This is a genomic window from Nonomuraea sp. NPDC051941, assembly GCF_044593615.1.
On record NZ_JBIUCF010000003.1, the window covers coordinates 477,354 to 498,793 of the forward strand.

Annotated in this window: 21 protein-coding genes; 10 read left to right on the top strand and 11 right to left on the bottom strand. The window is 70.7% G+C overall.

Translation table 11 applies throughout. The features are described from left to right. Positions 1-10 precede the first annotated feature (10 nt). Complete coding sequence (locus tag ACIHFD_RS08775; RefSeq protein ID WP_397366204.1) at positions 11-862, bottom strand: DUF72 domain-containing protein; 852 nt, start codon at positions 860-862, stop codon at positions 11-13. A gap of 70 nt (positions 863-932) precedes the next feature. On the opposite strand from ACIHFD_RS08775, the gene ACIHFD_RS08780 reads away from it, so the two are divergent. Further along, positions 933-1,685 carry an endonuclease/exonuclease/phosphatase family protein gene (locus tag ACIHFD_RS08780; RefSeq protein WP_397366205.1) on the top strand — a complete coding sequence of 251 codons (753 nt, stop codon included), beginning with the start codon at positions 933-935 and terminating at the stop codon, positions 1,683-1,685. Positions 1,686-1,894: 209 nt separating this feature from the next. Here ACIHFD_RS08780 and ACIHFD_RS08785 read toward each other — a convergent pair whose 3' ends face one another. Next, a complete protein-coding gene (locus ACIHFD_RS08785; protein WP_397366206.1) occupies positions 1,895-2,071 on the bottom strand; it encodes a hypothetical protein in 177 nt (58 codons plus the stop codon). Between the two features lie 355 nt (positions 2,072-2,426). On the opposite strand from ACIHFD_RS08785, the gene ACIHFD_RS08790 reads away from it, so the two are divergent. The 3 genes from ACIHFD_RS08790 to ACIHFD_RS08800 are packed head-to-tail and all read left to right on the top strand — an operon-like array spanning position 2,427 to position 5,534. Beyond that, entirely contained in the window at positions 2,427-3,554 is a 1,128-nt protein-coding gene (locus ACIHFD_RS08790) for a mandelate racemase/muconate lactonizing enzyme family protein (RefSeq protein ID WP_364247460.1), read from the top strand. Positions 3,555-3,559: 5 nt separating this feature from the next. After that, positions 3,560-4,807, top strand: a complete 1,248-nt coding sequence (locus ACIHFD_RS08795) for a mandelate racemase/muconate lactonizing enzyme family protein (protein ID WP_397366207.1) — start codon at positions 3,560-3,562, stop codon at positions 4,805-4,807. A gap of 10 nt (positions 4,808-4,817) precedes the next feature. Next, on the top strand, positions 4,818-5,534 hold the full coding sequence (locus ACIHFD_RS08800) for a FadR/GntR family transcriptional regulator (RefSeq protein ID WP_192792423.1): 717 nt from the start codon (positions 4,818-4,820) through the stop codon (positions 5,532-5,534). Between the two features lie 177 nt (positions 5,535-5,711). Here the strand turns inward: ACIHFD_RS08800 and ACIHFD_RS08805 are convergent, their stop codons facing one another. Genes ACIHFD_RS08805 through ACIHFD_RS08825 form a run of 5 tightly spaced genes read right to left on the bottom strand, consistent with a single transcriptional unit; the run spans position 5,712 to position 10,438 of the window. Continuing rightward, entirely contained in the window at positions 5,712-6,983 is a 1,272-nt protein-coding gene (locus tag ACIHFD_RS08805) for a glucarate dehydratase family protein (RefSeq protein WP_397366208.1), read from the bottom strand. Further along, on the bottom strand, positions 6,980-7,375 hold the full coding sequence (locus ACIHFD_RS08810) for a universal stress protein (RefSeq protein ID WP_350726569.1): 396 nt from the start codon (positions 7,373-7,375) through the stop codon (positions 6,980-6,982). Before ACIHFD_RS08810 ends, ACIHFD_RS08805 begins: the two co-directional genes overlap by 4 nt. Further along, a complete protein-coding gene (locus ACIHFD_RS08815) occupies positions 7,372-8,892 on the bottom strand; it encodes a tripartite tricarboxylate transporter permease (RefSeq protein WP_397366209.1) in 1,521 nt (506 codons plus the stop codon). The genes ACIHFD_RS08810 and ACIHFD_RS08815 overlap by 4 nt, the downstream gene beginning before the upstream one ends. 9 nt (positions 8,893-8,901) lie before the next feature. Continuing rightward, on the bottom strand, positions 8,902-9,408 hold the full coding sequence (locus ACIHFD_RS08820) for a tripartite tricarboxylate transporter TctB family protein (RefSeq protein ID WP_397366210.1): 507 nt from the start codon (positions 9,406-9,408) through the stop codon (positions 8,902-8,904). A gap of 22 nt (positions 9,409-9,430) precedes the next feature. Further along, a complete protein-coding gene (locus ACIHFD_RS08825; protein ID WP_397366211.1) occupies positions 9,431-10,438 on the bottom strand; it encodes a tripartite tricarboxylate transporter substrate binding protein in 1,008 nt (335 codons plus the stop codon). A gap of 135 nt (positions 10,439-10,573) precedes the next feature. On the opposite strand from ACIHFD_RS08825, the gene ACIHFD_RS08830 reads away from it, so the two are divergent. From ACIHFD_RS08830 to ACIHFD_RS08845, 4 genes are all read left to right on the top strand, one after another. Beyond that, positions 10,574-11,572: a LysR substrate-binding domain-containing protein gene (locus ACIHFD_RS08830; RefSeq protein ID WP_397366212.1), complete on the top strand. Its 999-nt coding sequence runs from the start codon at positions 10,574-10,576 to the stop codon at positions 11,570-11,572. Between the two features lie 63 nt (positions 11,573-11,635). Next, positions 11,636-12,550 carry a 5-dehydro-4-deoxyglucarate dehydratase gene (gene kdgD / locus ACIHFD_RS08835; protein ID WP_355192065.1) on the top strand — a complete coding sequence of 305 codons (915 nt, stop codon included), beginning with the start codon at positions 11,636-11,638 and terminating at the stop codon, positions 12,548-12,550. Positions 12,551-12,556: 6 nt separating this feature from the next. Continuing rightward, the gene (locus ACIHFD_RS08840; protein WP_397366213.1) at positions 12,557-13,879 is read left to right on the top strand and encodes an enolase C-terminal domain-like protein; all 1,323 of its coding nucleotides are present in this window, start codon (positions 12,557-12,559) and stop codon (positions 13,877-13,879) included. A 56-nt stretch (positions 13,880-13,935) separates the two neighbouring features. Next, positions 13,936-14,793, top strand: a complete 858-nt coding sequence (locus tag ACIHFD_RS08845; protein WP_355192069.1) for an NAD(+)/NADH kinase — start codon at positions 13,936-13,938, stop codon at positions 14,791-14,793. Between the two features lie 13 nt (positions 14,794-14,806). Here the strand turns inward: ACIHFD_RS08845 and ACIHFD_RS08850 are convergent, their stop codons facing one another. Next, complete coding sequence (locus ACIHFD_RS08850) at positions 14,807-16,078, bottom strand: YibE/F family protein (RefSeq protein ID WP_397366214.1); 1,272 nt, start codon at positions 16,076-16,078, stop codon at positions 14,807-14,809. A gap of 47 nt (positions 16,079-16,125) precedes the next feature. Between ACIHFD_RS08850 and ACIHFD_RS08855 the strand changes: the two genes are divergently transcribed. Together ACIHFD_RS08855 and ACIHFD_RS08860 are read left to right on the top strand one after the other, a co-directional pair. Continuing rightward, positions 16,126-16,833 (top strand): DUF72 domain-containing protein, encoded by a 708-nt coding sequence (locus ACIHFD_RS08855; protein WP_355192073.1) that lies wholly within the window; start codon positions 16,126-16,128, stop codon positions 16,831-16,833. A gap of 134 nt (positions 16,834-16,967) precedes the next feature. Then, positions 16,968-17,804, top strand: a complete 837-nt coding sequence (locus ACIHFD_RS08860; protein WP_397366299.1) for a magnesium transporter CorA family protein — start codon at positions 16,968-16,970, stop codon at positions 17,802-17,804. On the opposite strand, the gene ACIHFD_RS08865 is transcribed toward ACIHFD_RS08860, so the two are convergent. The 3 genes from ACIHFD_RS08865 to ACIHFD_RS08875 are packed head-to-tail and all read right to left on the bottom strand — an operon-like array spanning position 17,782 to position 21,238. Next, on the bottom strand, positions 17,782-18,261 hold the full coding sequence (locus ACIHFD_RS08865) for a DUF1850 domain-containing protein (protein ID WP_397366215.1): 480 nt from the start codon (positions 18,259-18,261) through the stop codon (positions 17,782-17,784). The two genes, ACIHFD_RS08860 and ACIHFD_RS08865, sit on opposite strands and share 23 nt — an antisense overlap. A 26-nt stretch (positions 18,262-18,287) precedes the next feature. After that, the gene (locus tag ACIHFD_RS08870) at positions 18,288-19,235 is read right to left on the bottom strand and encodes a TAXI family TRAP transporter solute-binding subunit (RefSeq protein ID WP_397366216.1); all 948 of its coding nucleotides are present in this window, start codon (positions 19,233-19,235) and stop codon (positions 18,288-18,290) included. Further along, positions 19,232-21,238, bottom strand: coding sequence for a TRAP transporter permease (locus ACIHFD_RS08875; protein ID WP_397366217.1), 2,007 nt, complete (start codon positions 21,236-21,238; stop codon positions 19,232-19,234). Before ACIHFD_RS08875 ends, ACIHFD_RS08870 begins: the two co-directional genes overlap by 4 nt. Between the last annotated feature and the right edge of the window lie 202 nt (positions 21,239-21,440).

Sequence of the window (21,440 nt, forward strand, 5' to 3'; positions counted from 1 at the left end):
GCCTGGACAGCTAGAAGAGGGTCAGCGGGTCCGCGGGCTCGGGGTCGGGGAGCGGGGTCAGGTCGGGGAGGCGGGCGCGTACCGCCTCGTGGAAGTCGCGGGCCAGCTTCGGCGCGTCCGCGTTGTCCGGCGTGTGCACGAAGAACGTGGGGGAGCGGCCCTCGCGCAGCCAGTCCGTGACGACGTCCAGCCACGGCCGCCAGCCCTCGACGGTGCGGGCCTCGGCGTCCCGGCCCAGGTAGCGGACGATCGGGTGGCCGGTGAGGGCGCGCGTGCGGCGGGGCACGCGGGGCTTCTTGGTCCACGCGTCGCGCTCGGCGTCACTGGTCGGCGGGCTCTGGAAGAGCGTCGTGGTGTCGAACGGGACCCACTCGGCGTCCGCGGCCGCCAGGACGCGCTCCAGGAGCCGTTCGGACCGCTCGTCCTCGAAGAAGGCGCGGTGGCGGACCTCGACGGCGTACCTGTGGGAGCGGGGGAGCCGGTGCAGGAAGGCCGCGAGGGTGCCGAGGTCGGTGGGGGAGAAGGAGCCGGGCAGCTGGATCCAGAGCGCGTGGGCTCGCGGGCCCAGCGGCTCGATCGCGTCCAGGAAGGCGTGGAGGTGCTCGTCGGCGCCGATCAGGCGGTGCTCGTGGGTGATGGGCTTGGGGAGCTTGACGACCATGCGGAAGTCGGGGGCGGTCTGGCCGGCCCACGACTCCACCGTGGCGCGCGTGGGGGTCGCGTAGAAGGTCGTGTTGCCTTCCACCGCGTCGCACCAGGTCGCGTACGAGCGCAGGCGCTCCCTGGGCGGGAGGTGGCCGGGGAGGAATCGACCTTGCCAGCGCGCATGAGTCCACATCGCGCATCCCACGTGAAGCCGCATGCTCTCGACGGTATCGGAGATCCGTTGAGACGCTGTCTTGGTCATCGACGGGCGAAAGGAAGGGCAATCCATGCCTCGTGTCCGACTGCTTCTCGTGATCGTCCTCATCGCGGTGAGCGCCGTGGCCGCGCCCGCGGCGGCCGCGCAGGAATTCCGTGTGCTGCAGCTCAACCTGTGCCACAGCGGCGTCAACACCTCCTGTTTCAACGGCGCCGCCACCCTCCAGGAGGCGAGCGCGGTCATCGCCGCCAAGCAGCCCCACGTCGTCTCCCTCAACGAGATCTGCAGGAACGACCTGCCCCAGCTGGCCCCCGCCATGGGCAGCGGTTTCTCCACGTTCGCCCCGGCCCGCCGTCCCGACGGCACGCCCGTGCGCTGCACCAACGGGGACGAGTACGGCAACGGCCTGATCTTCCGCTTCCCGGTCACCGGGACCGTCTTCTCCGGCCAGTACGCCACCCAGGACAGCGGCAGCGAGAAGCGCGTCTACGTGTGCGCCGAGTTCGCGGACCTCGTCGGGTGCAGCACCCACCTGTCGACCACCGGGAACGTCGCCATGGCCCAGTGCAAGGCGGCGATCGCCCTGCTGCGCGACCGGGCCGTCGCGGGCCGGCAGACGTTCCTGGCGGGGGACTTCAACCTCAAGTACGCCCCGCTGATCGGGCCCGATGTCCAGGACTGCAACGCCGCGCCCTTCTTCAGGAAGGGGGACGGCAGCGTGCAGCACGTCTTCGCGGCCAACCTGGGCTTCGTGCGGACGGAGGTGACCCGCATGACCTACACCGACCACCCCGCCCTGCTCGTCGTGCTGTCCCGGCCCTGAGCCGGACCTAGGCAGGCGGACTGCCCGGCGAAGGGCGCCCCTCGACGGCATGGGGCGCGCACGTGCCCACCTCGCCCGAGCCGGCTCCCTCGACGGGCCTGCGTCAGGCCGACCGCGACGCGGCGCTGGAATTCCTCGCCGGTGCGTGAAGCCGCCGTCGCCCCGCGAGGACTCACCTCACGGGGCGACGGCGATTCCGGTCGAACGTCCTACCCCTCGTCGTCGTCCGGCGGGACGGGCTTGGGAGGAATGGGGATGGGCGGCTGCGCCACCGTGGCACCAAGCTGGTGGGCGACGGCCGCGCCGGCGGACGGCATGGCGAGCGAGGCCGAGGTGATGACTGTGGACACCACCAGGGCGGCGGTGGTGAGGAGGCGTACGAGCATCAGAGATCACTCCGTGACATGTGGGCTGTCGGAGGGTTCCCCGGGGAACGCCGGTACGGCGCATGAACCACTTCTCACGGTAGCGGGGGTGACCTGCGGAGTCTCCCGGCAAGAGGCAAAGCCTTTCCAGGCCCGAGCCCTGGACCGGCACAGCGCGTCGAGACCGTCCCGGGTGAGCCGATCGCCGAGCGGTCGCGTGGACCTCGACGTCCATGCCGTCACCAGACGACCGGCAACTCGTGCTGTGCCGAAGACCGGCACCTTCGGCCCGGCGATGTTCACGCGAAAGTTGTCATACGAGTGATGGCTTCGTATGATGACTGACAACATCGCCGCCTACCCTCTTGGACCGCCCATGGCCGCCGACCGCATCCGCCACGTCTCGCTCTCCTCCGTCACCCTTCCGCTCGACGTCCCCATCAGCGACGCCAAGGTGCTCACCGGGCGGCAGAAGCCGATGACCGAGATCGCCTTCCTCTTCGCCGAGATCACGACCGAGGACGGTCACGAGGGCACCGGGTTCAGCTACTCCAAGAGGGCGGGCGGCCCCGCGCAGTACGCCCACGCCAAGGAGGTCGGGGCCAACCTGATCGGCCAGGACCCCTCCGACATCGGCAAGGTGTACGACACCCTGCTGTGGGCGGGCGCCTCGGTCGGCCGGTCCGGGGTCGCCACGCAGGCGCTGGCGGCGATCGACGTCGCGCTGTGGGACCTGAAGGCGAAGCGGGCGGGGCTGCCGCTGGCCAAGCTGCTGGGGTCCTATCGCGACTCGGTCCGGACGTACAACACCTCGGGCGGCTTCCTGCACGCGCCGATCGAGGAGGTCAAGGCCCGCGCCACCCAGTCGCTCAAGGACGGCATCGGCGGGATCAAGATCAAGGTCGGCCAGCCCGACACCAAGGAGGACCTGCGGCGGCTGGCCGCGGTGCGCGAGCACATCGGCGACGACGTGCCGCTCATGGTGGACGCCAACCAGCAGTGGGACCGGCCGACGGCCCTGCGGTTCGGGCGGGCGGTGGAGGAGCTCGGGCTGGTCTGGATCGAGGAGCCGCTGGACGCGTACGACGCCGAGGGGCACGCGCAGCTCGCCGCCGCCCTCGACACGCCCATCGCCACCGGCGAGATGCTCTCCAGCGTCGCCGAGCACGTCCGCCTCATCGAGGCCCGCGCCGCCGACATCATCCAGCCCGACGCCCCGCGCGTCGGCGGCATCACGCCCTTCCTGCGCCTGGCCACCCTCGCCGACCACGCGGGGCTGCAGCTGGCGCCGCATTTCGCCATGGAGATCCACCTCCATCTGGCCGCCGCCTACCCGCGCGAGCCCTGGGTCGAGCACTTCGAATGGCTCAACCCGCTGTTCAACGAGCGGCTCGAGACCCGCGACGGCCGCATGATCGTCCCCGACCGGCCGGGGCTCGGGTTCACGCTCAGCGAGCAGTGCCGCAAGTGGACCGTGGACAGCGTCGAGTTCGGGAAGGCCTGAGACCGATGGGTGACCGTGTCGCGTCGGTGCGGTTCGGGCATTACGGCGTGCCGCTGGCGCATCCGGTGAGCGACGCCAAGGTCGCGACGGGGCGCCAGCGGCCCCTGTCCCAGATCGACGTGCTGACCTGCGAGATCACGACGGACGACGGGCTCGAGGGGCTCGGGTTCTCGTACACGACGCGGGCGGGCTGCCGCGCGCAGTTCGCCCACGCGAAGGAGGTCGGGGAGAACCTCCTCGGCCGGGATCCGTCCGACATCGGCAGGTTGTACGACGTGCTGCTGTGGGCGGGGGCGTCGGTCGGGCGTTCGGGGGTGGCCACGCAGGCGCTGGCGGCGGTCGACGTCGCGCTGTGGGACCTGAAGGCGAAGCGGGCGGGGTTGCCGCTGGCCAAGCTGCTGGGGTCCTATCGCGACTCGGTCCGGACGTACAACACCTCGGGCGGCTATCTGCAGGCTCCGGTCGAGGAGGTCAAGGAGCGGGCCCGGCAGTCGCTGAACGACGGCATCGGCGGGATCAAGATCAAGGTGGGGCAGCCCGACACCCGGGAGGACCTGCGGCGGCTGGCCGCGGTGCGCGAGCACCTCGGTGACGACGTGCCGCTGATGGTGGACGCCAACCAGCAGTGGGATCGGGCCACGGCGCTGCGGTTCGGGCGGGCGGTGGAGGAGCTCGGGCTCGTCTGGATCGAGGAGCCGCTGGACGCGTACGACGCCGAGGGGCACGCGCAGCTGGCCACCGCGCTCGGCACGCCCATCGCCACCGGTGAGATGCTCTCCAGCGTGCCCGACCTCGTGCGGCTCATCGACCTTCGGGCCGTCGGCTTCCTGCAGCCCGACGTGCCGCGGGTGGGCGGCATCACGCCCTACCTCAAGGTCGCCGCGCTGGCCGATCACGCGCAGCTGCAGGTCGCGCCGCACTTCGTGATGGAGATCCACGTCCACCTGGCCGCGGCCTATCCGCGCGAGTCCTGGGTGGAGCACATCGAGTGGCTGTCGCCGCTGTTCGAGGAGCGGCTGGAGATCGAGGGAGGGCGCATGCGCGTCCCGGACCGTCCGGGCCTCGGCCTCAGCCTCGCCGACGGGGCGGCGGCCTGGCGGCTCGATCAGGTCGAGTTCGGCGTGGCCGCGGCTGGGCGGCTCGATCAGGTCGAGTTCGGCGTGGTCGCGGCTGGGCGGTCCGATCGGGGCGAGTTCGGTGCGGTTGCGGGCGGGCGGTCCGGCCGGGTCGAGTTCCGTGCGGACGCCGGGTAGGTTGTCAGCCGTGCCGCCAGATCAGAGGCTCGACCGCGACAGCGGGCGCGGGCTCGCGCATGAGCTCGTCGAACGGCTCAAGGAACGCATCCTCGCCGGCGAGATCGAGCCCGGCCAGAAGCTGCCGACCGAGTCCTCGCTCGTCGAGGAGTTCGGCGTGAGCCGTACGGTGGTCCGCGAGGCCATCTCTCGGCTCCAGGCGGCCGGGCTGGTCGAGACGTTCCAGGGGCGGGGCTCGTTCGTGCTGGCGCTGCCCGCCTCCACGGCCTTCTCGGTGGAGCCCTCGCAGATCCGCAGCCATCGCGACGTCCTCGACATGATCGACTTCCGGATCGGCGTCGAGTCGGAGTCGGCGGGGCTGGCCGCAGAGCGCCGCACCGACCTGCAGCTGAAGGCCATCGAGCGGGCCCTGGTCGACCTCGGGCGCTCCGGCGAGCAGCCCAGCAGCGCCGTCGAGGCCGACTTCCAGTTCCATCTCAAGATCGCGCTGGCCTCGGGCAACCGGTTCTACTCCGACCTGCTGGCGTCCTTCGGGCCCATGGTGATCATGCTGCCGCGCACCCGGCTGGAGCACGCGTACACCGTCTCCAACGCCACCCACCTCACCCGGGTGACGCTGGAGCACGAGAACATCTACCGCGCCATCGCCGACCGGGACGCCGCGGCGGCGCGGGCCGCGATGCGGCTGCACCTGTCCAACTCCCGCGCCCGCCTCCAGGCTCCGTAGCCGGTCAGGGGCGGGTGGGTTCTGGCGGTGGGCGACCACCGGTAGGCGTGCTGCGGCTGCGTGTGTCCCGTTCCGCGCGTCCGTCTTCGGGCTTCGTGGCGGGCGGTTGGAGGTGGGGCGGGATGCGGCTGTGCGTCCTGCCCCGCGTGCTCGTCTCCAGGCCCAGTGGTCGTCGGGTTACCAGCGGGCCGTGTTGGGGGTGAAGCCGGGCTCGACCGTGCGCATGTACGCCGTGTCCTCGCGCCCGCGCTGCCCGCACCGCACGTACTGCTCGTGCAGGGCGCCCAGCGCGTCCTCGTCCAGCTCCACGCCGAGCCCCGGCCCGGTAGGCACGGCCACGCTGCCGTCGCGGAACTCCAGCGCCCCCGGCCTGATGACCTCCTCGGTCTTCCACGGGTAGTGGGTGTCGCAGGCGTAGGTGAGGTTCGGGGTCGCGGCGGCCAGGTGGGTCATCGCGGCGAGGCTCACGCCGAGGTGGGAGTTGGAGTGCATCGACAGCCCCATCCCGAACGTCTCGCAGATGCCCCCCAGCAGGGCCGAGCGGCGCAGGCCGCCCCACAGGTGGTGGTCCGAGAGGACGACCTGCACGGCGTCCGCGGCGACGGCGGGCTTGAGGTGCTCGAAGGCGATGACGCACATGTTCGTGGCCAGGGGCAGGTCGGTGTGCTCGGCGACCCGCGCCATGCCGTCGATGCCGGGCGTCGGGTCCTCGAGGTACTCCAGGACCCCGGCCAGCCGGTGCGCCACCTTGATCGAGGTGTCCACGGTCCAGGCGCCGTTGGGGTCGATGCGCAGAGCATGAGAGGGGAAGGCGGCGGCCAGCGCCTCGACGGTCTCGACCTCGTGGCCGGGCTCGAAGACACCGCCCTTGAGCTTGATGGCGGTGAAGCCGTACTCGTCGACCATCCGCCGGGCCTGGGCGACCATCTGCTCGGGCGTGACGCCCTCGCCCCACGAGTCCTCGTCCTGGCCCGGGTGACCGGCCCACTTGTAGAACAGGTACGCGGAGAACGGCACCCGGTCGCGTACGGCGCCGCCGAGCAGGTCGCTGACCGGGCGGCCGAGCGTCCTGCCCTGCAGGTCGAGCAGCGCGACCTCGAAGGGCGCGGCCACGGTGTCCACGGCGCTGGAGATCTCCAGCATGCCGCCGAAGCTCGCGCCCGCGCCGCCGGTGGAGCGGCCGAGCGTCTCCTCGACGACGCGGCGCAGCCCGTGGGCGTCGAACACGTCCAGGCCGGGCAGCGCGGCGGCCACGGCGTCGAGCCGGTCGAGATGGGCCTGGTCGGCGTACGTCTCGCCCAGCCCCACCAGGCCCGAGTCGGTGTGCACCTGGACGATCGCGCGCAGCACGAACGGCTGGTGGACGCCGACGACGTTGAGCAGGGGCGGGTCGCGGAAGGCGACCGGCGTGACCGAGACGCGGCTGATCCGCCCGCCGTCAAGAGTCATCGGGGCGCCTTCACCGTCAGCACCGGCACGCTGGCCTCCATGAGGATGCGCTGCGCCTCGCTGCCCAGGATGAACTTGCCCACCAGCGACCGGTGCCGCAGCCCGATGACGATGAGGGTGCCGCCCGTCTCCTTGACGAGCTCCTCGAACGTCTCCGGCAGGTCGTCGTCGTGGAGCGGCTGGCGTACCTCGGCGTCCACGCCGGCGGCCCGCGCCCGGGCGAGCAGCGCGGTCGAGGCGTCGTCGTCGATCTTGTGCTCGTCGACGGGCGCGCCGCGGCGCGGGGAGTTCACGATGATCACGCGCTCGGAGCGCAGCGCGCCCTCGCGCAGGCCCGCGTCGACCGCGGCCTCGCCCTCGGGGGTGGGCAGGTAACCGACGAGGATCGTCATGGCGTCTTCTCCTCAACTGGAACGCGGTCCGCGGCGGCGGTCTTGCGGCGTACGGCTTTGCGGATGAGCGGCAGGACGGCGACGAGCACCACCAGGGCGAGCACCGTGCCGGAGATCGGGCGGGTGAGGAACCCGGTCGGGTCGCCGCCGAAGATGAGCAGCGCCTGGCGCGACGAGTTCTCGATCATCGAGCCGAGGACGAACGCGAGCACCAGCGGCCCGGGCTCGAACCCGAACTTCTTCATCAGGTAGCCCAGCAGGCCGAAGGCGATGACCAGGAAGATGTCGTACACGTTGTTGTTCACGGTGTACGCGCCGAGCAGCGTGATGAGCACCGTGATCGGGGCCAGGATGGCGGGACGCACCCGCAGGATCTTCACGAAGACGCCGACCATCGGGATGCTCATGATGAGCAGCAGGATGTTGCCGATGTACATCGAGTTGATGACGCCCCAGAAGACGTCGGGGTGCTCGGTGACGAGCTGCGGCCCCGGCTGGATGCCCTGGATGAGCAGCGCCCCGAACATCAGCGCCATCGTCGCGTTCGCCGGGATGCCCAGCGTCAGCAGCGGGATGAACGACGACGTGGCGGCGGCGTTGTTGGCGGTCTCGGGGGCGGCCACGCCCTCGACGGCGCCCTTGCCGAAGCGCTCGGGCTGCTTGGCGCGGCGCTTCTCGAAGGCGTACGCCGCCAGCGAGGACAGCACCGCGCCGCCGCCGGGCAGGACGCCCAGCACGAACCCGATGAGCGAGCCGCGCCCGATCGCGCCCTTGGCCTGGCCGAGGTCCTGGCGCGACGGCCACACGTTGCCGACCTTGGCCGGCGCGTGCACCTGGTTGTGCCGCTCCTCGAGGTTGTAGAGGATCTCGCTGAGGCCGAACAGACCCATGGCGATCGGGATGAAGTCGATGCCCTCGGCGAGGTTCAGGCTGTCGAAGGTGAACCGCTCGGCGCCGGTGAAGGTGTCGCGGCCGACGGTCGCGATGAGCAGGCCGACGCAGGCCGCGATGATCGCCTTGAGCTTGTTGCCGTTGCCGACCGAGGAGATCAGCAGCACGCCGAGCACGCCCAGCGCCGCGTACTCGGGCGGGCCGAAGTCGAGCGCGAAGCCGGCGACGACCGGGGCCAGGATCGTCAGGCCGATGATCGAGACGGTGCCGCCGACGAAGGAGCCGATGGCGGCGATGCCGAGCGCGGTGCCCGCCTTGCCCTGTCTGGCCAGGGCGAACCCGTCGAAGACGGTCACGACGGAGGACGCCTCGCCGGGGAGGCGGAGCAGGACCGAGGTGATGGTCCCGCCGTACTGGGCGCCGTAGAAGATGCCGGCCAGCATGATGATCGCGGAGACCGGCCCGATGCCGTACGTGATCGGCAGCAGGATGGCGATCGTCGCGCCGGGCCCGAGGCCGGGCAGCACGCCGATGAGCATGCCGATGATCACACCGATGAGGCAGTAGAGCAGGTTGGCCGGCTCCATGACGACGCCGAAGCCGTTGAGAATGGGGGAGATGTCCATGGGGTCTTCTCAGATGAGGCGCAGGAGCGGGACCTGGAGCAGCACGACGAAGAGCAGGTAGAACGCCGCCACCGTCAGCACGCTGACCACGATGGAGGTGCGCCACGACTCTTTGCCCAGCCAGCGCAGCCAGACGAACACCAGCAGCAGGGAGGGGATCTCGAAGCCGATCAGCGGCAGCAGCCAGGCCAGCATGATGAGCGTCACCAGGCCGGCCGCGGTGAGCAGGCTCGCCTTGGAGAACCGCTCGGTGTCCTCGAGCTTGCGGCCGGTGACGACGAGCACCGCCGACAGCACGACGATGACGACGCTGATGGCGAACGGCCACAGGCCGGGGCCCGGCTGGGTCATGCGGCCGAGCCCGAGCGCGAGGGAGCCGATCGCCCCGGCGACGCCGACCGCCAGCGCCACCAGGGCTGCCGAGATCTGCGAGAGAGGGCCGGCGTGCGGCGGCCGGGTGTCGTCGGCGACCTCAGGGCCGGACTCGAGAGGGCCGGCCTCAAGAGGGTCAGACATGGACATGCTCGCTCCTAGGGGACTATCCGGCGAGGTTGATGCCGTACTTGCTCAGCTGCTCCTTGTACGTGGCGGTGTCCTTCTGCAGAGAAGAGAGCACCTCCTGCGGGGAGACCTCCATCGGGGTGAGCGAGTTGTCCTCGTTGAACTTCTTGTACTCCGGCGTGGCGAACGTCTTCTTCGCCGCCTCCAGCAGGCGGGTCTTGACGTCCTCGGGCGTGCCCTTGGGCGCGGTCAGGAAGCGGTACTGCGTCACCAGGACGTCGAAGCCCTGCTCCTTGGCCGTCTTCACGTCCGGCAGGAAGGGGATGCGCTGGTCGGAGAAGACCGCGAGCGGGACGAGCTTGCCGGCCTTGATGTTCTCGATGGCCTCGCCGATCTGCATGGTGGAGACGTCCACCTGGTTGCCCAGCAGGGCGGTCAGCGCGGGGGCGCCGCCGTCGAAGGGCACGGCCGTGGCCTCGATGCCGGCGGTCTTGAAGGTCAGCGCGGAGGCGAGCTGGGCGCCCGTGCCGACGCCGGTGGTGCCGTAGCGGATGGTCTTGCCGGCCTTCTTCATGTCCTCGATGGACTTGTAGCCGGACTGGGAGTTGGTCGCCATGACGTAGTCGTCACGCGAGACGCCGGTGATGACGTCGAACGAGTCGATCTTCGTGGCCTCGGCGGGGGAGACCGTGAGCGGCGTGATGGTGAACAGGGACGCGTTCTGGACGGCGATCTTGTAGCCGTCGGCCTTCGCGGCCTGGAGCTCCTTGGCGTTGAGCGCGCCGTTCGCGCCGGGCTTGTTGAGCACCGGGGCGGTGACGCCGAGGTCCTTGCCCATGCCCTGGGCCAGCGCCCGGGTGATGAGGTCGGTCGAGCCGCCCGCGGACGCGCCCACGCTGAACTCGATGTTGCCCGTCGGATATTTACCGTCACCGCCGCCGGAGGACGTGGTCTTGACGCCACCGCACGCCGTCAGCGCGAGCGCGGCGGCGCCGCCGATGACACCCGCGAGAAGGCGGCGGCGGGTCGTCCGTGATGTCGGCATGGACTTCTCCTTATGTGCGAGCGGCGTCTATGGAGGTTACGGGGTTGTTTCCGCTCTGTAGTCTCCGGAGACTAGGGACCTGCCTCGATGCCTGTCCAGGCTCAATTCGGTATCAGGTGATACTCTGCGGGCATCATGCTAACACTGGATCAGATCCGGGCATTCGTGGCGGTCGCCGAGGAGCTCCACTTCGGCCGGGCCGCCGATCGGCTACGCATGACGCAGCCGCCGCTCAGCCGCCACATCCAGAAGTTGGAGCGCGCGATCGGCGTGACCCTCCTGGAACGCGACAACCGGCGCGTCGTGCTCACCGACGCCGGGCGCGGCTTCCTGGAGGACGCGCGGCGCATGCTCTCCCTCGTCGACACCGCGGGCGACCGGGCCCGCCGCATCGCCAAGGGCGCCACGGGCACCGTACGGCTCGGCTTCACCGCCGTCTCGGCCATCAGCATGCTCGGCACGATCCTGCGCCGCCTCACGGAGCAGCTGCCGGAGATCGACGTCATCCTCCACGAGCGGGTGACCGCCGGGCAGGTGGACGGCATCCTGCGCGGCGAGCTAGACCTGGGCCTGGCCCGCCCGCCCTTCGACATCGCCACGCTCGACTCCCGCGTGGTCTTCCGCGAGCCGCTGTGCGCCGTGGTCCCCCTCGGCCATCCGCTGGCCGGCCTGGGCCGGCCGCTCGCGCCCGACGACTTCGACGGCCTGCCGGTCATCAGCTACAACCCCGTGCAGTCGCGTTACTTCCACGAGCTGACCGTCCGCTTCCTCACCAACGCCCACCCCAGGATCGAGCAGCAGGTGCACCAGATCCTCACCGCCGCCCTGCTCGTGGCCGCCGGCCGGGGCGTGGCGCTGGCGCCGGCCAGCGCCCGCTCGCTCGGCATCGACGGCATCGTCTTCTGCGACCTGGTACGGGGCGGCGGCGACCCGCTCGACGAGGGGGCCAAAGAAAGGGCAGGCGTCGCGGGCAAGCCGGTGGAGCTGCACGTCATCTGGGACCACGGCTCCACCAACCCCGCCCTGTGGCGCGTCCTGGAGCTGCTGCCCGACCCCGGGCGTGACGATGCTCGTTCGGTATCGCCAGATACAGAATCGGGCTTGGACAGGAATCCACCCTCCTTCCTAGCCTGACGGCATCAACCTTTACCGGCGGTGCGGGGGATCCCACGGGCCGCGTGTCAACAGAGGACGGTCATGCCGAATTTCTCGCCCCAGGAGCTCGCCGCCCAGCTCAAGAGCGGCCTGCTGTCGTTCCCTGTCACCCATTTCACGCAGGAGCTGGAGTTCGACGAGGCGGGTTACCGTGACCACCTGTCCTGGTTGAGCGCGTACCCCGTGGCCGGGCTGTTCGCCGCGGGCGGCACCGGCGAGGGCTTCTCGCTCACCCCCGCCGAGATCGACCGGGTGGTGCGGGCGGCGGTCAGCGAGGTGAACGGCAGGCTGCCGGTCGTGGCCCCCGCCACCGGCGGCACCGCGAACGCCGTCGCGCAGGCCCAGGCCGCCGAGGCCGCCGGGGCCGACGGGCTGCTGCTCATGCCCCCCTACCTCACGGAGGCCGGGCAGGCGGGCCTGGTGGAGCACGTCTCCGCGGTGTGCCGCGCCACCGACCTCGGTGTGATCGTCTACAGCCGGGCCAACGCGATCCTGAACGACCGCTCCGTCGAGGCCCTGGCCGACCGCAACCCGAACCTCGTCGGGTTCAAGGACGGCGTCGGCAGCATCGAGCACCTCACCCGCATCTACGCCACCGTCGGCGACCGCCTGGCCTACATCGGCGGCCTGCCCACGGCCGAGACGTTCGCGCTGCCGCTGCTGCAGCTTGGCATGAGCACGTACTCCTCGGCGATCTTCAACTTCGTCCCGCAGTACGCGCTCGACTTCTACGCCGACGTCCGCGCCCAGAACCGGGACGCCGTCTACCGGCGGATCAAGGAGTTCGTGATCCCGTACCTGGACATCCGCGACCGGCAGAAGGGGTACGCCGTCTCGATCATCAAGGCGGGCCTGGCCGCCGTCGGGCGCCCGGCGGGCCCCGTCCGGCCGCCGCTGCAGAACCTCACCGACGGCGAGTCCGCCGAACTGGCCGCCCTCATCAACAAGATCAGCTAGGGCGCCATGTCTCCCACCATCCAGCGCGTCGAGGTCGTCCCGGTGGCCGGGTACGACAGCATGCTGCTCAACCTCAGCGGCGCCCACGGCCCCTTCTTCACCCGCAACGTCGTCATCACCACCGACTCCGACGGGCGCACCGGCCTCGGTGAGGTGCCCGGCGGCGAGGCGATCCGCAGGACCGTCGAGGAGGCGGGCGCGCTGCTGGCGGGCGAGCCCGTGGCCCGGTACCGCAGCCTGCTGCGGTCGGTGTCCGAGCGGTTCGCCGACCGGGACGCGGGCGGGCGCGGCGCCCAGACCTTCGACCTGCGCACCACGGTGCACGCGGTCACCGGCCTGGAGTCCACCCTGCTCGACCTGCACGGCCAGTACCTGGGCCTGCCGGTGGCCGACCTGCTCGGCGAGGGCCGTCAGCGGGACCGGGTGCCGATGCTGGGCTATCTCTTCTACGTCGGCGACCCGGGCAGGACCGACCTGCCCTACCGGGTGGACGACGCGGGCGAGGACCGCTGGTCGCGGCTGCGCCGCCAGGAGGCGCTCACACCCGACGCGGTGGTCGCGCTGGCCGAGGCCGCCCAGGAGCGGTACGGCTTCGCCGACTTCAAGCTCAAGGGCGGGGTGCTGACGGGCGAGGAGGAGATCGAGGCGGTCACGGCGCTGGCCCGCCGCTTCCCCGAGGCGCGCGTCACCCTCGACCCCAACGGCGGCTGGCTGCTCGCCGACGCCGTACGGCTGTGCCGCGGGCTGGGCGGCGTCCTGGCCTACGCCGAGGACCCGTGCGGGGCCGAGGGCCGCTTCTCCAGCCGGGAGACGATGGCCGAGTTCAGGCGGGCCACCGGGCTGCCCACCGCGACGAACATGATCGCCACCGACTGGCGGGAGATGGCCCACGCCGTACGCGCCGGCGCGGTGGACATCCCGCTGGCCGACCCGCACTTCTGGACCATGGCCGGGTCGGTCCGCGTCGCCCAGCTCTGCCACGACTTCGGGCTGACCTGGGGCTCTCACTCCAACAACCACTTCGACATCTCGCTGGCGATGTTCACCCATGTCGGGGCGGCGGCCCCGGGGGAGATCACGGCGCTGGACACGCACTGGATCTGGCAGGACGGTCAGGCCCTGACGACCGGCCCGTTCCGGATCATGGACGGTGCGATCGAGGTGCCGACGACCCCCGGGCTCGGCGTCGAGCTCGACCGCGCGGCCCTGGCCGAGGCCCACGAGCTCTACCTGCGCCACGGCCTCGGCGCCCGCGACGATGCCGTGGCCATGCAGTATCTGGTGAAGGACTGGGTCTTCGACCCGAAGCGCCCCTGCCTCGTCCGCTGACGACTTCGGCAGGTCCCTGCCGACAGGCCCATGGCGGCTGGCCTAGTGTTGGCCTCATGGGCATGGTCGGTACGGTCGGGCTGGTGTTGCACCCACGGCGCGACTCGAAGAAGGCGATAGACACCATCCTGCGCTGGGCCGGTGACAAGGGCGCCACCGTGCTCGGGCTGCCCGAGGAGGTGGGGCGGATCGACTGCTCCGCCGTGGCCGTGGACGCCGAGGCCCTCGTCGAGCGGGCCGACCTGCTGGTCGGGCTGGGCGGCGACGGCACGATGCTGCGGACCATGCGGTTGCTGGCCGGTCGGCCCACCCCCATCTTGGGGGTCAACCTCGGCAAACTCGGCTTCCTGGCCGAGATCGATGTGGACGAGCTGGCGGACACGCTGTCGGCCATCGACGCCCACCGCTACACGATCGAGCCGCGCATGGCGATCAAGAGCCGGCTCGGCGGCGCGGACGTGACCGCGTTCAACGACATCGCGCTGGTCCGGATCCCCGGGGAAGGGCTGGCCGCGATCGCCGTCACCCCGGCGGGCAGCGACTTCGTGCGTTTCGCGGCCGACGCGGTGATCGTGGCGACCTCCACGGGCTCGACCGCCTACAGCTTCTCGGCCGGCGGTCCCATCGTGTCGCCCCGGGTGGAGGCGGTGCTGGTGGTGCCCGCCGCCGCCCACTCGTCGTTCAACCGGGCGCTGGTGCTGCCCGCCGACGAGGAGGTCACGCTGGAGGTGCTGCCCACCAGCGGGCGGCTGGCGGTGGAGGTCGACGGGGCCGTGGTGACCCACCTGTGCCCCGGCGACACCGTCACCGTGGCCGCGTGGCCGGGGGCGGCGAAGGTCGTGCGGCTGGGGACCACGTTCTACGAGCGGGCCCGGCGGAAGCTGCGGGTGGACGGCAGCGCCGAAGCCCTCTGACGACCGGCTGCGCTCAGGTGCTTGTCCGGCGGCGGTGCCGGGCCGGGCGCTCGCCCGGGTGTTGGGCGGGGTCGTGCTGGTGGGCGTGCGGCGTGAAGAAGCTCTCCTGCGCGTCCCGCCGGGCGGGAGGCTCCTGGGCGTCTTCCTCCGGGTGGTGGCGGGAGGCCGTCAGGGCCGCCAGCGCCGTGGTGATGGGCACGGCGGCGATGAGCCCCAGCGTGCCGACGATGCTGCGGACGATCTCCTGGGCGATGACCGGCGTCGTCAGCACGTCACCCAGTGGCTGCTGCCCGATGCTGAACAGCAGCAGCAACGGCAGCGACGCCCCCGCGTACGCCAGGATGATCGTGTTGATCACCGACGCGATGTGCGCCCGGCCGATGCGGCCGGCCGCCCGGTAGAGGCGGGCGAAGCCGTACGAGGGGTTGGCGTGCGCAAGCTCGGCCACCGTGACCGCCTGGGTGACCGTGACGTCGTCGAGCACCCCCAGCGCACCGATGATGATGCTGGCCAGCAGCAGGCCCTGGGTGTCGATCTTCAGGCTCATGTCCAGCGCCAGCGCGCTGTCGTCGGTGATGCCGTTGAGCCGGGCGAACCCCAGCGCCCCGTACGACAGCAGGCCCGTCAGCGCCAGGCTGGCCAGCGTGCCCAGCACGGCCATCGACGTGGCCAGTGAGAAGCCGTGCGTGAGGTAGAGGACCAGCAGCATGATCGCCGAGGCCCCCACGATGGCCACCAGCAGGGGCGGCTCGCCCTCCAGGATGCCGGGGATGACGAACGTCAGCAGCAGCACGAACGTCACCGCCAGCCCCACCAGCGCCGTCACCCCGCGCCAGCGGCCGAAGGCGATGACCGCCAGCGCGAAGGCCGCCCCGAACAGCCACAGCGGCGTCGACCGGTCGTGGTCGGAGATCTGGTGCTTCCCGTCCGCGCCGCGCAGCAGGATCACGTCGTCGCCCGCGGCGAAGTGCTGGGCGCCGGGCCCGCTGGGCAGCCGGAGCGTGACGCTCTGGCCGCCCTCGACGCGGACGTCGGCGTTGCCGCAGGTGGCCGGGTCGGGCTGGGGCGCGCCTTCGGAGGCGGCGGGGCACTTCTTGAGCGTGACACCGGTGATCGTCCCGGTGACCCGCTGCACGCTGGACTGGGCGGTGCCGGTGGGCACCTTCCCGTCCGGCCAGAGCCACAGCAGGCCGGCGAGGGTGATGATCGCCAGCGGCACGAGCACGGCCAGACCGGCCATCACCGTACGCCGGGAGCTGGGGGGATGCGCGTGATTGGCGCCCATGGCTGACGACAGTACTGCACCCCGGTCCCCTGGGTAGGCGTAAAAGCATGTCGTGGCTGGTGGGCACGTCGGGGTGGCAGTACAAGGACTGGCGCGGGGTGCTCTATCCGCAGGACGTCCCGCAGCGGCTCTGGCTGGAGGAGTACGCGGCCGAGTTCCCGACCGTCGAGAGCAACAACGCGTTCTACCGGCTGCCGAGCCCCGAGACGTTCGCGGCCTGGCGGGACCGCACGCCGGACGGGTTCGTGATGGCGGTCAAGGCCAGCAGGTTCCTGACCCACATCAAGCGGCTGGCCGACCCCGAGGAGCCCGTGGGGCGCCTGATGAGCCGCGCATCGGAGCTGAAGGACAAGCTCGGGCCGGTCCTGCTGCAGCTGCCGCCCACGCTTAAGGCCGACGCGGACCGGCTCGACCGATGCCTGCGCTGCTTCCCGGCGGGCGTCCGGGTGGCCGTGGAGCCGCGGCACGAGTCGTGGTGGACGGAGGACATCCGGGAGCTGCTGAGCGCGCACGAGGCCGCGCTGTGCTGGGCCGACCGGCTGGGAAAGCCGCAGAGCCCGCTCTGGCGCACGGCGGACTGGGGTTACGTGCGCCTGCACGAGGGGCCGTCCGGCTGGTCGTACGGCGACACCGCGTTGAAGACGTGGGCGAAGCGCCTGCATGAGGCGGGCTGGCGGGACGTCTACGTCTATTTCAACAACGATCCCGGGGGAGCGGCTGTGCGTAACGCGAGACGATTTGCCAGACTCGGCTAGTGCACACACGTCTGTACAGGAACGGCGCCCTCGAGAAGGAAGGCTTCCCGATCGAGGAGGTCTCCGACTATGTGGAGGATCCCGGCAACACGGTCTGGTTCGACCTGTGCTGCCCCTCGCCCGCCGACCTCGGCGTGATCAGTGAGGAGCTGGGGTTGCACGAGCTGGCGGTCGAGGACGTGCTGTCCGACCATCAGCGGCCGAAGGTCGATATATACGACAATCACTTGTTCATCACCGTTTACGGAGTGCACTTCGACGACGGGCAGCTCGACCCCGTCGAGGTGAACATCTTCGTCACCAGGAACGCCCTGGTCACCGTCCGCGAGAACGACCACTTCGACATCCGCGACGTGGTCAAGCGCTGGGACGCCAACACCCGGCTGGCCGACCACGGCGTGTCGTTCCTGCTGCACGGGCTGCTCGACTACGTGGTCGACAGCCAGTTCGACCTGGTGCAGGACCTCGACGCGCAGGCGGAGGCGCTGGAGGAGTCGCTGTTCGACGAGGACGGCCCCCATGACGGCAGGGCGCTGCAGCGCAGGATGTACGAGCTGCGCAAGGTCACCGCCCGGCTCCGCAAGATCTCGATGCCGATGCGCGAGGTGGTCGGCACCCTGCTCCACCGCGACCAGGACTTCGTCGCCGAGCCCGCCATGGTCCCCTACTACCAGGACGTCAACGACCACGTGCAGCGCGTGGCGGAATGGGTGGAGACCATCCGCGACATGCTCGCGAACGCCCGCGAGACCCGCCTCGCCCAGCAGGGCTTCCGGCTGAACGAGATCATGAAGCGGCTCACCAGCTGGGCCGCGATCATCGCCGTGCCCACCGCGATCACCGGCTACTACGGGCAGAACGTGCCCTACCCCGGCGAAGGGCAGCCGTGGGGGTTCTGGATCTCCACGATGCTGGTGGCCGGCCTGTCGGTGATGCTGTACGTGGTGTTCAAGAAGAAGGACTGGCTGTGAGCGCCCGCGGAGCCCATCGCAGCGCGGCCAGGTCGTAGGGCGGGCCGCAGGGCCCGCTCCGCGCGTCCGGCCGCTCCTCCACGGCCAGCCGCACCCGCGCGGCGCCGGCCGCCGGAAACAGGGGCAGGCAGCGGCCGCCCGAGATGAGGGTACGGCGGCCGATCGACGTGGTGAGCAGGGACAGCTCCTCGTACGTGGCGGGCACGGCCAGGCGCAGCACCCACATGCCCTCCGGGGTCCGCACCCGCGTCCCGTCGAGCGCGTAGTACTCCAGCACGCTCTCGTTGGTCGAGACGACCGCCCGCATGGTGAACCGGCGGCCGTCCACGGTGAACACCTCCGCGGAGGGCGCCCGGTAGATCGAGTGCACGTACCCGATCGAGAAGGCGCCCGCGACGACGGGCAGGCCGTTCACGGTGAGGAGGCCGGCGCTCCCGCCGGAGCAGAGCGCCGCCACCACCGTGAGCGCCGCGAGCAGTCTCGTCAGGCCTTTTCCTTGTAGTAGCGGGCCGCGCCCGGGTGCAGCTCGACCGGCGCCACCTGCTGGCCCAGCATGACGTCGAGCTTCTTGGCCTCCGGATGTACGGCCGCCAGCTCGGCCTTCTTCTCGAACAGGGTCTTGGTGATGTCGTAGGCGAGCTGGTCGCTCATCTTGTCGGGCACCAGCAGCACGTTCGCGATGCCGACGGTCTTGATCGAGCCGGACAGCTTGTAGAGGGACAGGTCCACGTCGAGGCCGACGTACTGCTGGCCGTACGTCGACTGCATGGTCGTCAGCACGTCGCTCGTGTCGAGCACCTTCACGTCCGGCTTGCTCGTGGCCAGGTCGGTGATGCCGGCCGTGGGCAGGCCGCCGACCCAGAAGAACGCGTCGATCGTGCCGTCCTTGACGGCCTGCACCGACTCGTTGATCGACAGCTGCTGCTTGGTGATGTCGTTGTCCGGGTTGATCCCGGCCGCCTGTAGGACCCGCCTGGCCACGACCTGGGTGCCGGAGTTGGCCGGGCCGAGCGAGACGCGCTTGCCCCTCAGGTCGGCCACCTTGGCGGCCCGGACGCCGGGCGCGACGACGAGCTGCGTGTAGTTGTCGTAGATGCGGGCGATGGCCTTGATGGGCTGCTTCGCGGTGAAGGTGTCCTTGCCGTTGACCGCGTCGGCCGCCGTGTCGGACTGGGAGAAGCCGATGTCGGCCTTGCCGGAGGCGAGTAGCTTGATGTTCTCGACGGAGGCCGAGGTGACCGACGCCGTGGCCTGGGTGTTGGGGATGTTGGCCGACAGCAGCTTGGCCAGGCCGCCGCCGTACACGTAATAGACGCCCGTCGTGCCGCCCGTGGCGATCGACAGCCGGTTGCCGGATCCGCCCGCGCCACCTCCGCCGCAGCCGGCCGCGGTCAGGACGGCGACGGCCACTATCGCAAAGATCCGCTTCACGCTGGGTCCCTTCTCCTGCTTCTGACGAGGTGCACGGCTACGGCCACGGCCAGGACGGCCAGACCGGCGACGATGGGAACGGGTTCGAGGAAGAGCAGCAGCACCGCGGCGATCGCCGCGAGCGCGCGCTCGGGCCATCCGCTCATGCCGCCGGTCGCCAGCGCGAGGGCCGCCACGGCGACGGCCGAGACGGCCGTCATCAGCAGCACGGTGCCGATCGGCCCCTGCCCGAGCAGCGCCTGCCCGTTGGGCGTCAGCACGAAGGCGAACGGCACCAGGAACGCCGGCAGCGTGTAGCGCCAGGTCATCATCATCGTCTTGTACGTGTTGCCGCCGGTGATCGCCGCCGCCGCGACCGCGGACAGCGCCGTGGGCGGGCTCACCTCCGACAGGACCGCGTAGTAGAAGACGAACATGTACGCCTCGGCCTGCGTCACCCCGAGCGTCGTGAGCGCCGGGCCGATGATCACCGCGGCGATGATGAAGCTCGCGGTCACCGGCACGGCCAGGCCCAGCAGCATGACCGCGATGCCGGACATGAGCGTGGTCAGCACGAGGTTGCCCGCGGCGAAGTCCACGATGATCGCGCTGAGGTTGAGGCCGAGGCCGGTCTGCGTGATGACGCCGACGATGATGCCCGCCGCGGCGCACACCGCGGTCACCGGCAGCACCTCCAGCGTGCCCTTGGCCAGCGCCTGCCCGACGCGCTTGGGGCCCATGCGGTGCTGCGGGTCGAGGAACGACAGTGCGAACGCGATGGCGGTGGCGATCACCACGGACTGGAACGCCGAGCGGTCCAGCGCCATCAGTACGATGATGAGGATGAGCGAGCTGAAGTGGTAGCCGAAGCGCAGCAGCAGCTTGCCCGCCTTGGGCGCGTCCACCTGCACGGCGTGGGTGCTGAAGCGGCGCGAGTCGATCTCGATGGCCAGGAAGATGCCCAGGTAGTACAGGAGCGTGGGGATCGTCGCGTACAGGAGCACCTCGAGGTAGCTGACCCTCAGGTACTCCGCGATGATGAACGCCGCCGCGCCCAGCGTGGGCGGCGACAGGATGGCGCCGATACCGCCGGCCGCGAGGATGCCGCCCGCCGGCTCCTTCGGGTAGCCGGCCCGCCGCAGCACCGGCCAGGCGACGCTGCCCAGGCTGACCGTGGTGGCCACGCCGGAGCCCGACACGGTGCCGAGCAGGAAGCCGGCCGTGGTGACGGTACGGCCGGGGGCGGCGCGGGACTTGCGGAAGGCGGCGAAGCTCAGGTCGATGAAGAACTTGCTCGCGCCCGAATAGTCGAGCACGGCGCCGTAAATCGTGAAAAGGATGATGTAACTGGCGGCCACTTGCATGGGGACGCCGAAGAAGCCCTCGGTGCCGGTGTAGAGCTGGGACACGATTTGGCCGAGGTCGAAGCCGCGGTGCCCGATAGTCCAGTCAATCGGCAAATATGCGCCGTAATAGGCATAAATCAGGAAAACTATGCAGATGATGGTCAGGGACCAGCCGACGGTGCGCCGTACCGCCTCCAGGAGCAGCACCGTCAGCGCCAGGCCCGCCACGACGTCGAGGTCCGTCAGCGCGGCGCCGGAGCCCCGATCGCGGAACCCGTCGATGTCGAGCAGCGGATAGACCAGCACGGCCAGCGAGGCGGCGGCGAGCAGCCAGTCGGCCACGGACGGCCGCTCGGACCGCCGCGTCCCCTCCGGCTCGCCGTCCGCCGGTGTTTCAGGGGGCGGGCTCGCGGCAGTGCCGCGCCGGAACAGCCGCGGCAGGAATGACGACCAGCCCGACCGGTAGCAGAGGAAGACCAGCGGCAGCGCCACCGCCAGGAACGTCATCCGGTGTTCCAACGCCTCCACCGGCCGGAACACCACCACCAGCGAATAAACCGACAGCAGCCCGCCCACGATCCACACGCCGAGCCGCAACGGCCCGCCGAGTTGCCGCGCCGGGCGTTCCTGTTCGTGCGCGGAAACAAGCTCGGCCTCACGGTCGCTCAGCTCGGTCAAGACACATCCTCCCCCGACACGGCGTTGCAGCGGACTTTACGAGCCGGTTATGCGCGGAGGGAAGGGGCCGTTATCTATTCGATCTCCAAGCTCCGGAACAAAGGTCGCGAATCCGCTCGCCGCCCTGCGGCGAGCCTGGGGGCGCCCCGATCCCGGCGGCGGTGGGCCTCTCACCGGGGCGTCCGGGTGCTCGTGAAAAAAA

Coding starts and splice junctions, on each gene's coding strand:
- ACIHFD_RS08775 (WP_397366204.1), bottom strand. CDS start 862: ATGCGGCTTCACGTGGGATGCGCGATGTGGACTCATGCGCGCTGGCAA.
- ACIHFD_RS08780 (WP_397366205.1), top strand. CDS start 933: ATGCCTCGTGTCCGACTGCTTCTCGTGATCGTCCTCATCGCGGTGAGC.
- ACIHFD_RS08785 (WP_397366206.1), bottom strand. CDS start 2,071: ATGCTCGTACGCCTCCTCACCACCGCCGCCCTGGTGGTGTCCACAGTC.
- ACIHFD_RS08790 (WP_364247460.1), top strand. CDS start 2,427: ATGGCCGCCGACCGCATCCGCCACGTCTCGCTCTCCTCCGTCACCCTT.
- ACIHFD_RS08795 (WP_397366207.1), top strand. CDS start 3,560: ATGGGTGACCGTGTCGCGTCGGTGCGGTTCGGGCATTACGGCGTGCCG.
- ACIHFD_RS08805 (WP_397366208.1), bottom strand. CDS start 6,983: ATGACTCTTGACGGCGGGCGGATCAGCCGCGTCTCGGTCACGCCGGTC.
- ACIHFD_RS08810 (WP_350726569.1), bottom strand. CDS start 7,375: ATGACGATCCTCGTCGGTTACCTGCCCACCCCCGAGGGCGAGGCCGCG.
- ACIHFD_RS08815 (WP_397366209.1), bottom strand. CDS start 8,892: ATGGACATCTCCCCCATTCTCAACGGCTTCGGCGTCGTCATGGAGCCG.
- ACIHFD_RS08820 (WP_397366210.1), bottom strand. CDS start 9,408: ATGTCTGACCCTCTTGAGGCCGGCCCTCTCGAGTCCGGCCCTGAGGTC.
- ACIHFD_RS08825 (WP_397366211.1), bottom strand. CDS start 10,438: ATGCCGACATCACGGACGACCCGCCGCCGCCTTCTCGCGGGTGTCATC.
- ACIHFD_RS08830 (WP_397366212.1), top strand. CDS start 10,574: ATGCTAACACTGGATCAGATCCGGGCATTCGTGGCGGTCGCCGAGGAG.
- kdgD (WP_355192065.1), top strand. CDS start 11,636: ATGCCGAATTTCTCGCCCCAGGAGCTCGCCGCCCAGCTCAAGAGCGGC.
- ACIHFD_RS08840 (WP_397366213.1), top strand. CDS start 12,557: ATGTCTCCCACCATCCAGCGCGTCGAGGTCGTCCCGGTGGCCGGGTAC.
- ACIHFD_RS08845 (WP_355192069.1), top strand. CDS start 13,936: ATGGGCATGGTCGGTACGGTCGGGCTGGTGTTGCACCCACGGCGCGAC.
- ACIHFD_RS08850 (WP_397366214.1), bottom strand. CDS start 16,078: ATGGGCGCCAATCACGCGCATCCCCCCAGCTCCCGGCGTACGGTGATG.
- ACIHFD_RS08855 (WP_355192073.1), top strand. CDS start 16,126: ATGTCGTGGCTGGTGGGCACGTCGGGGTGGCAGTACAAGGACTGGCGC.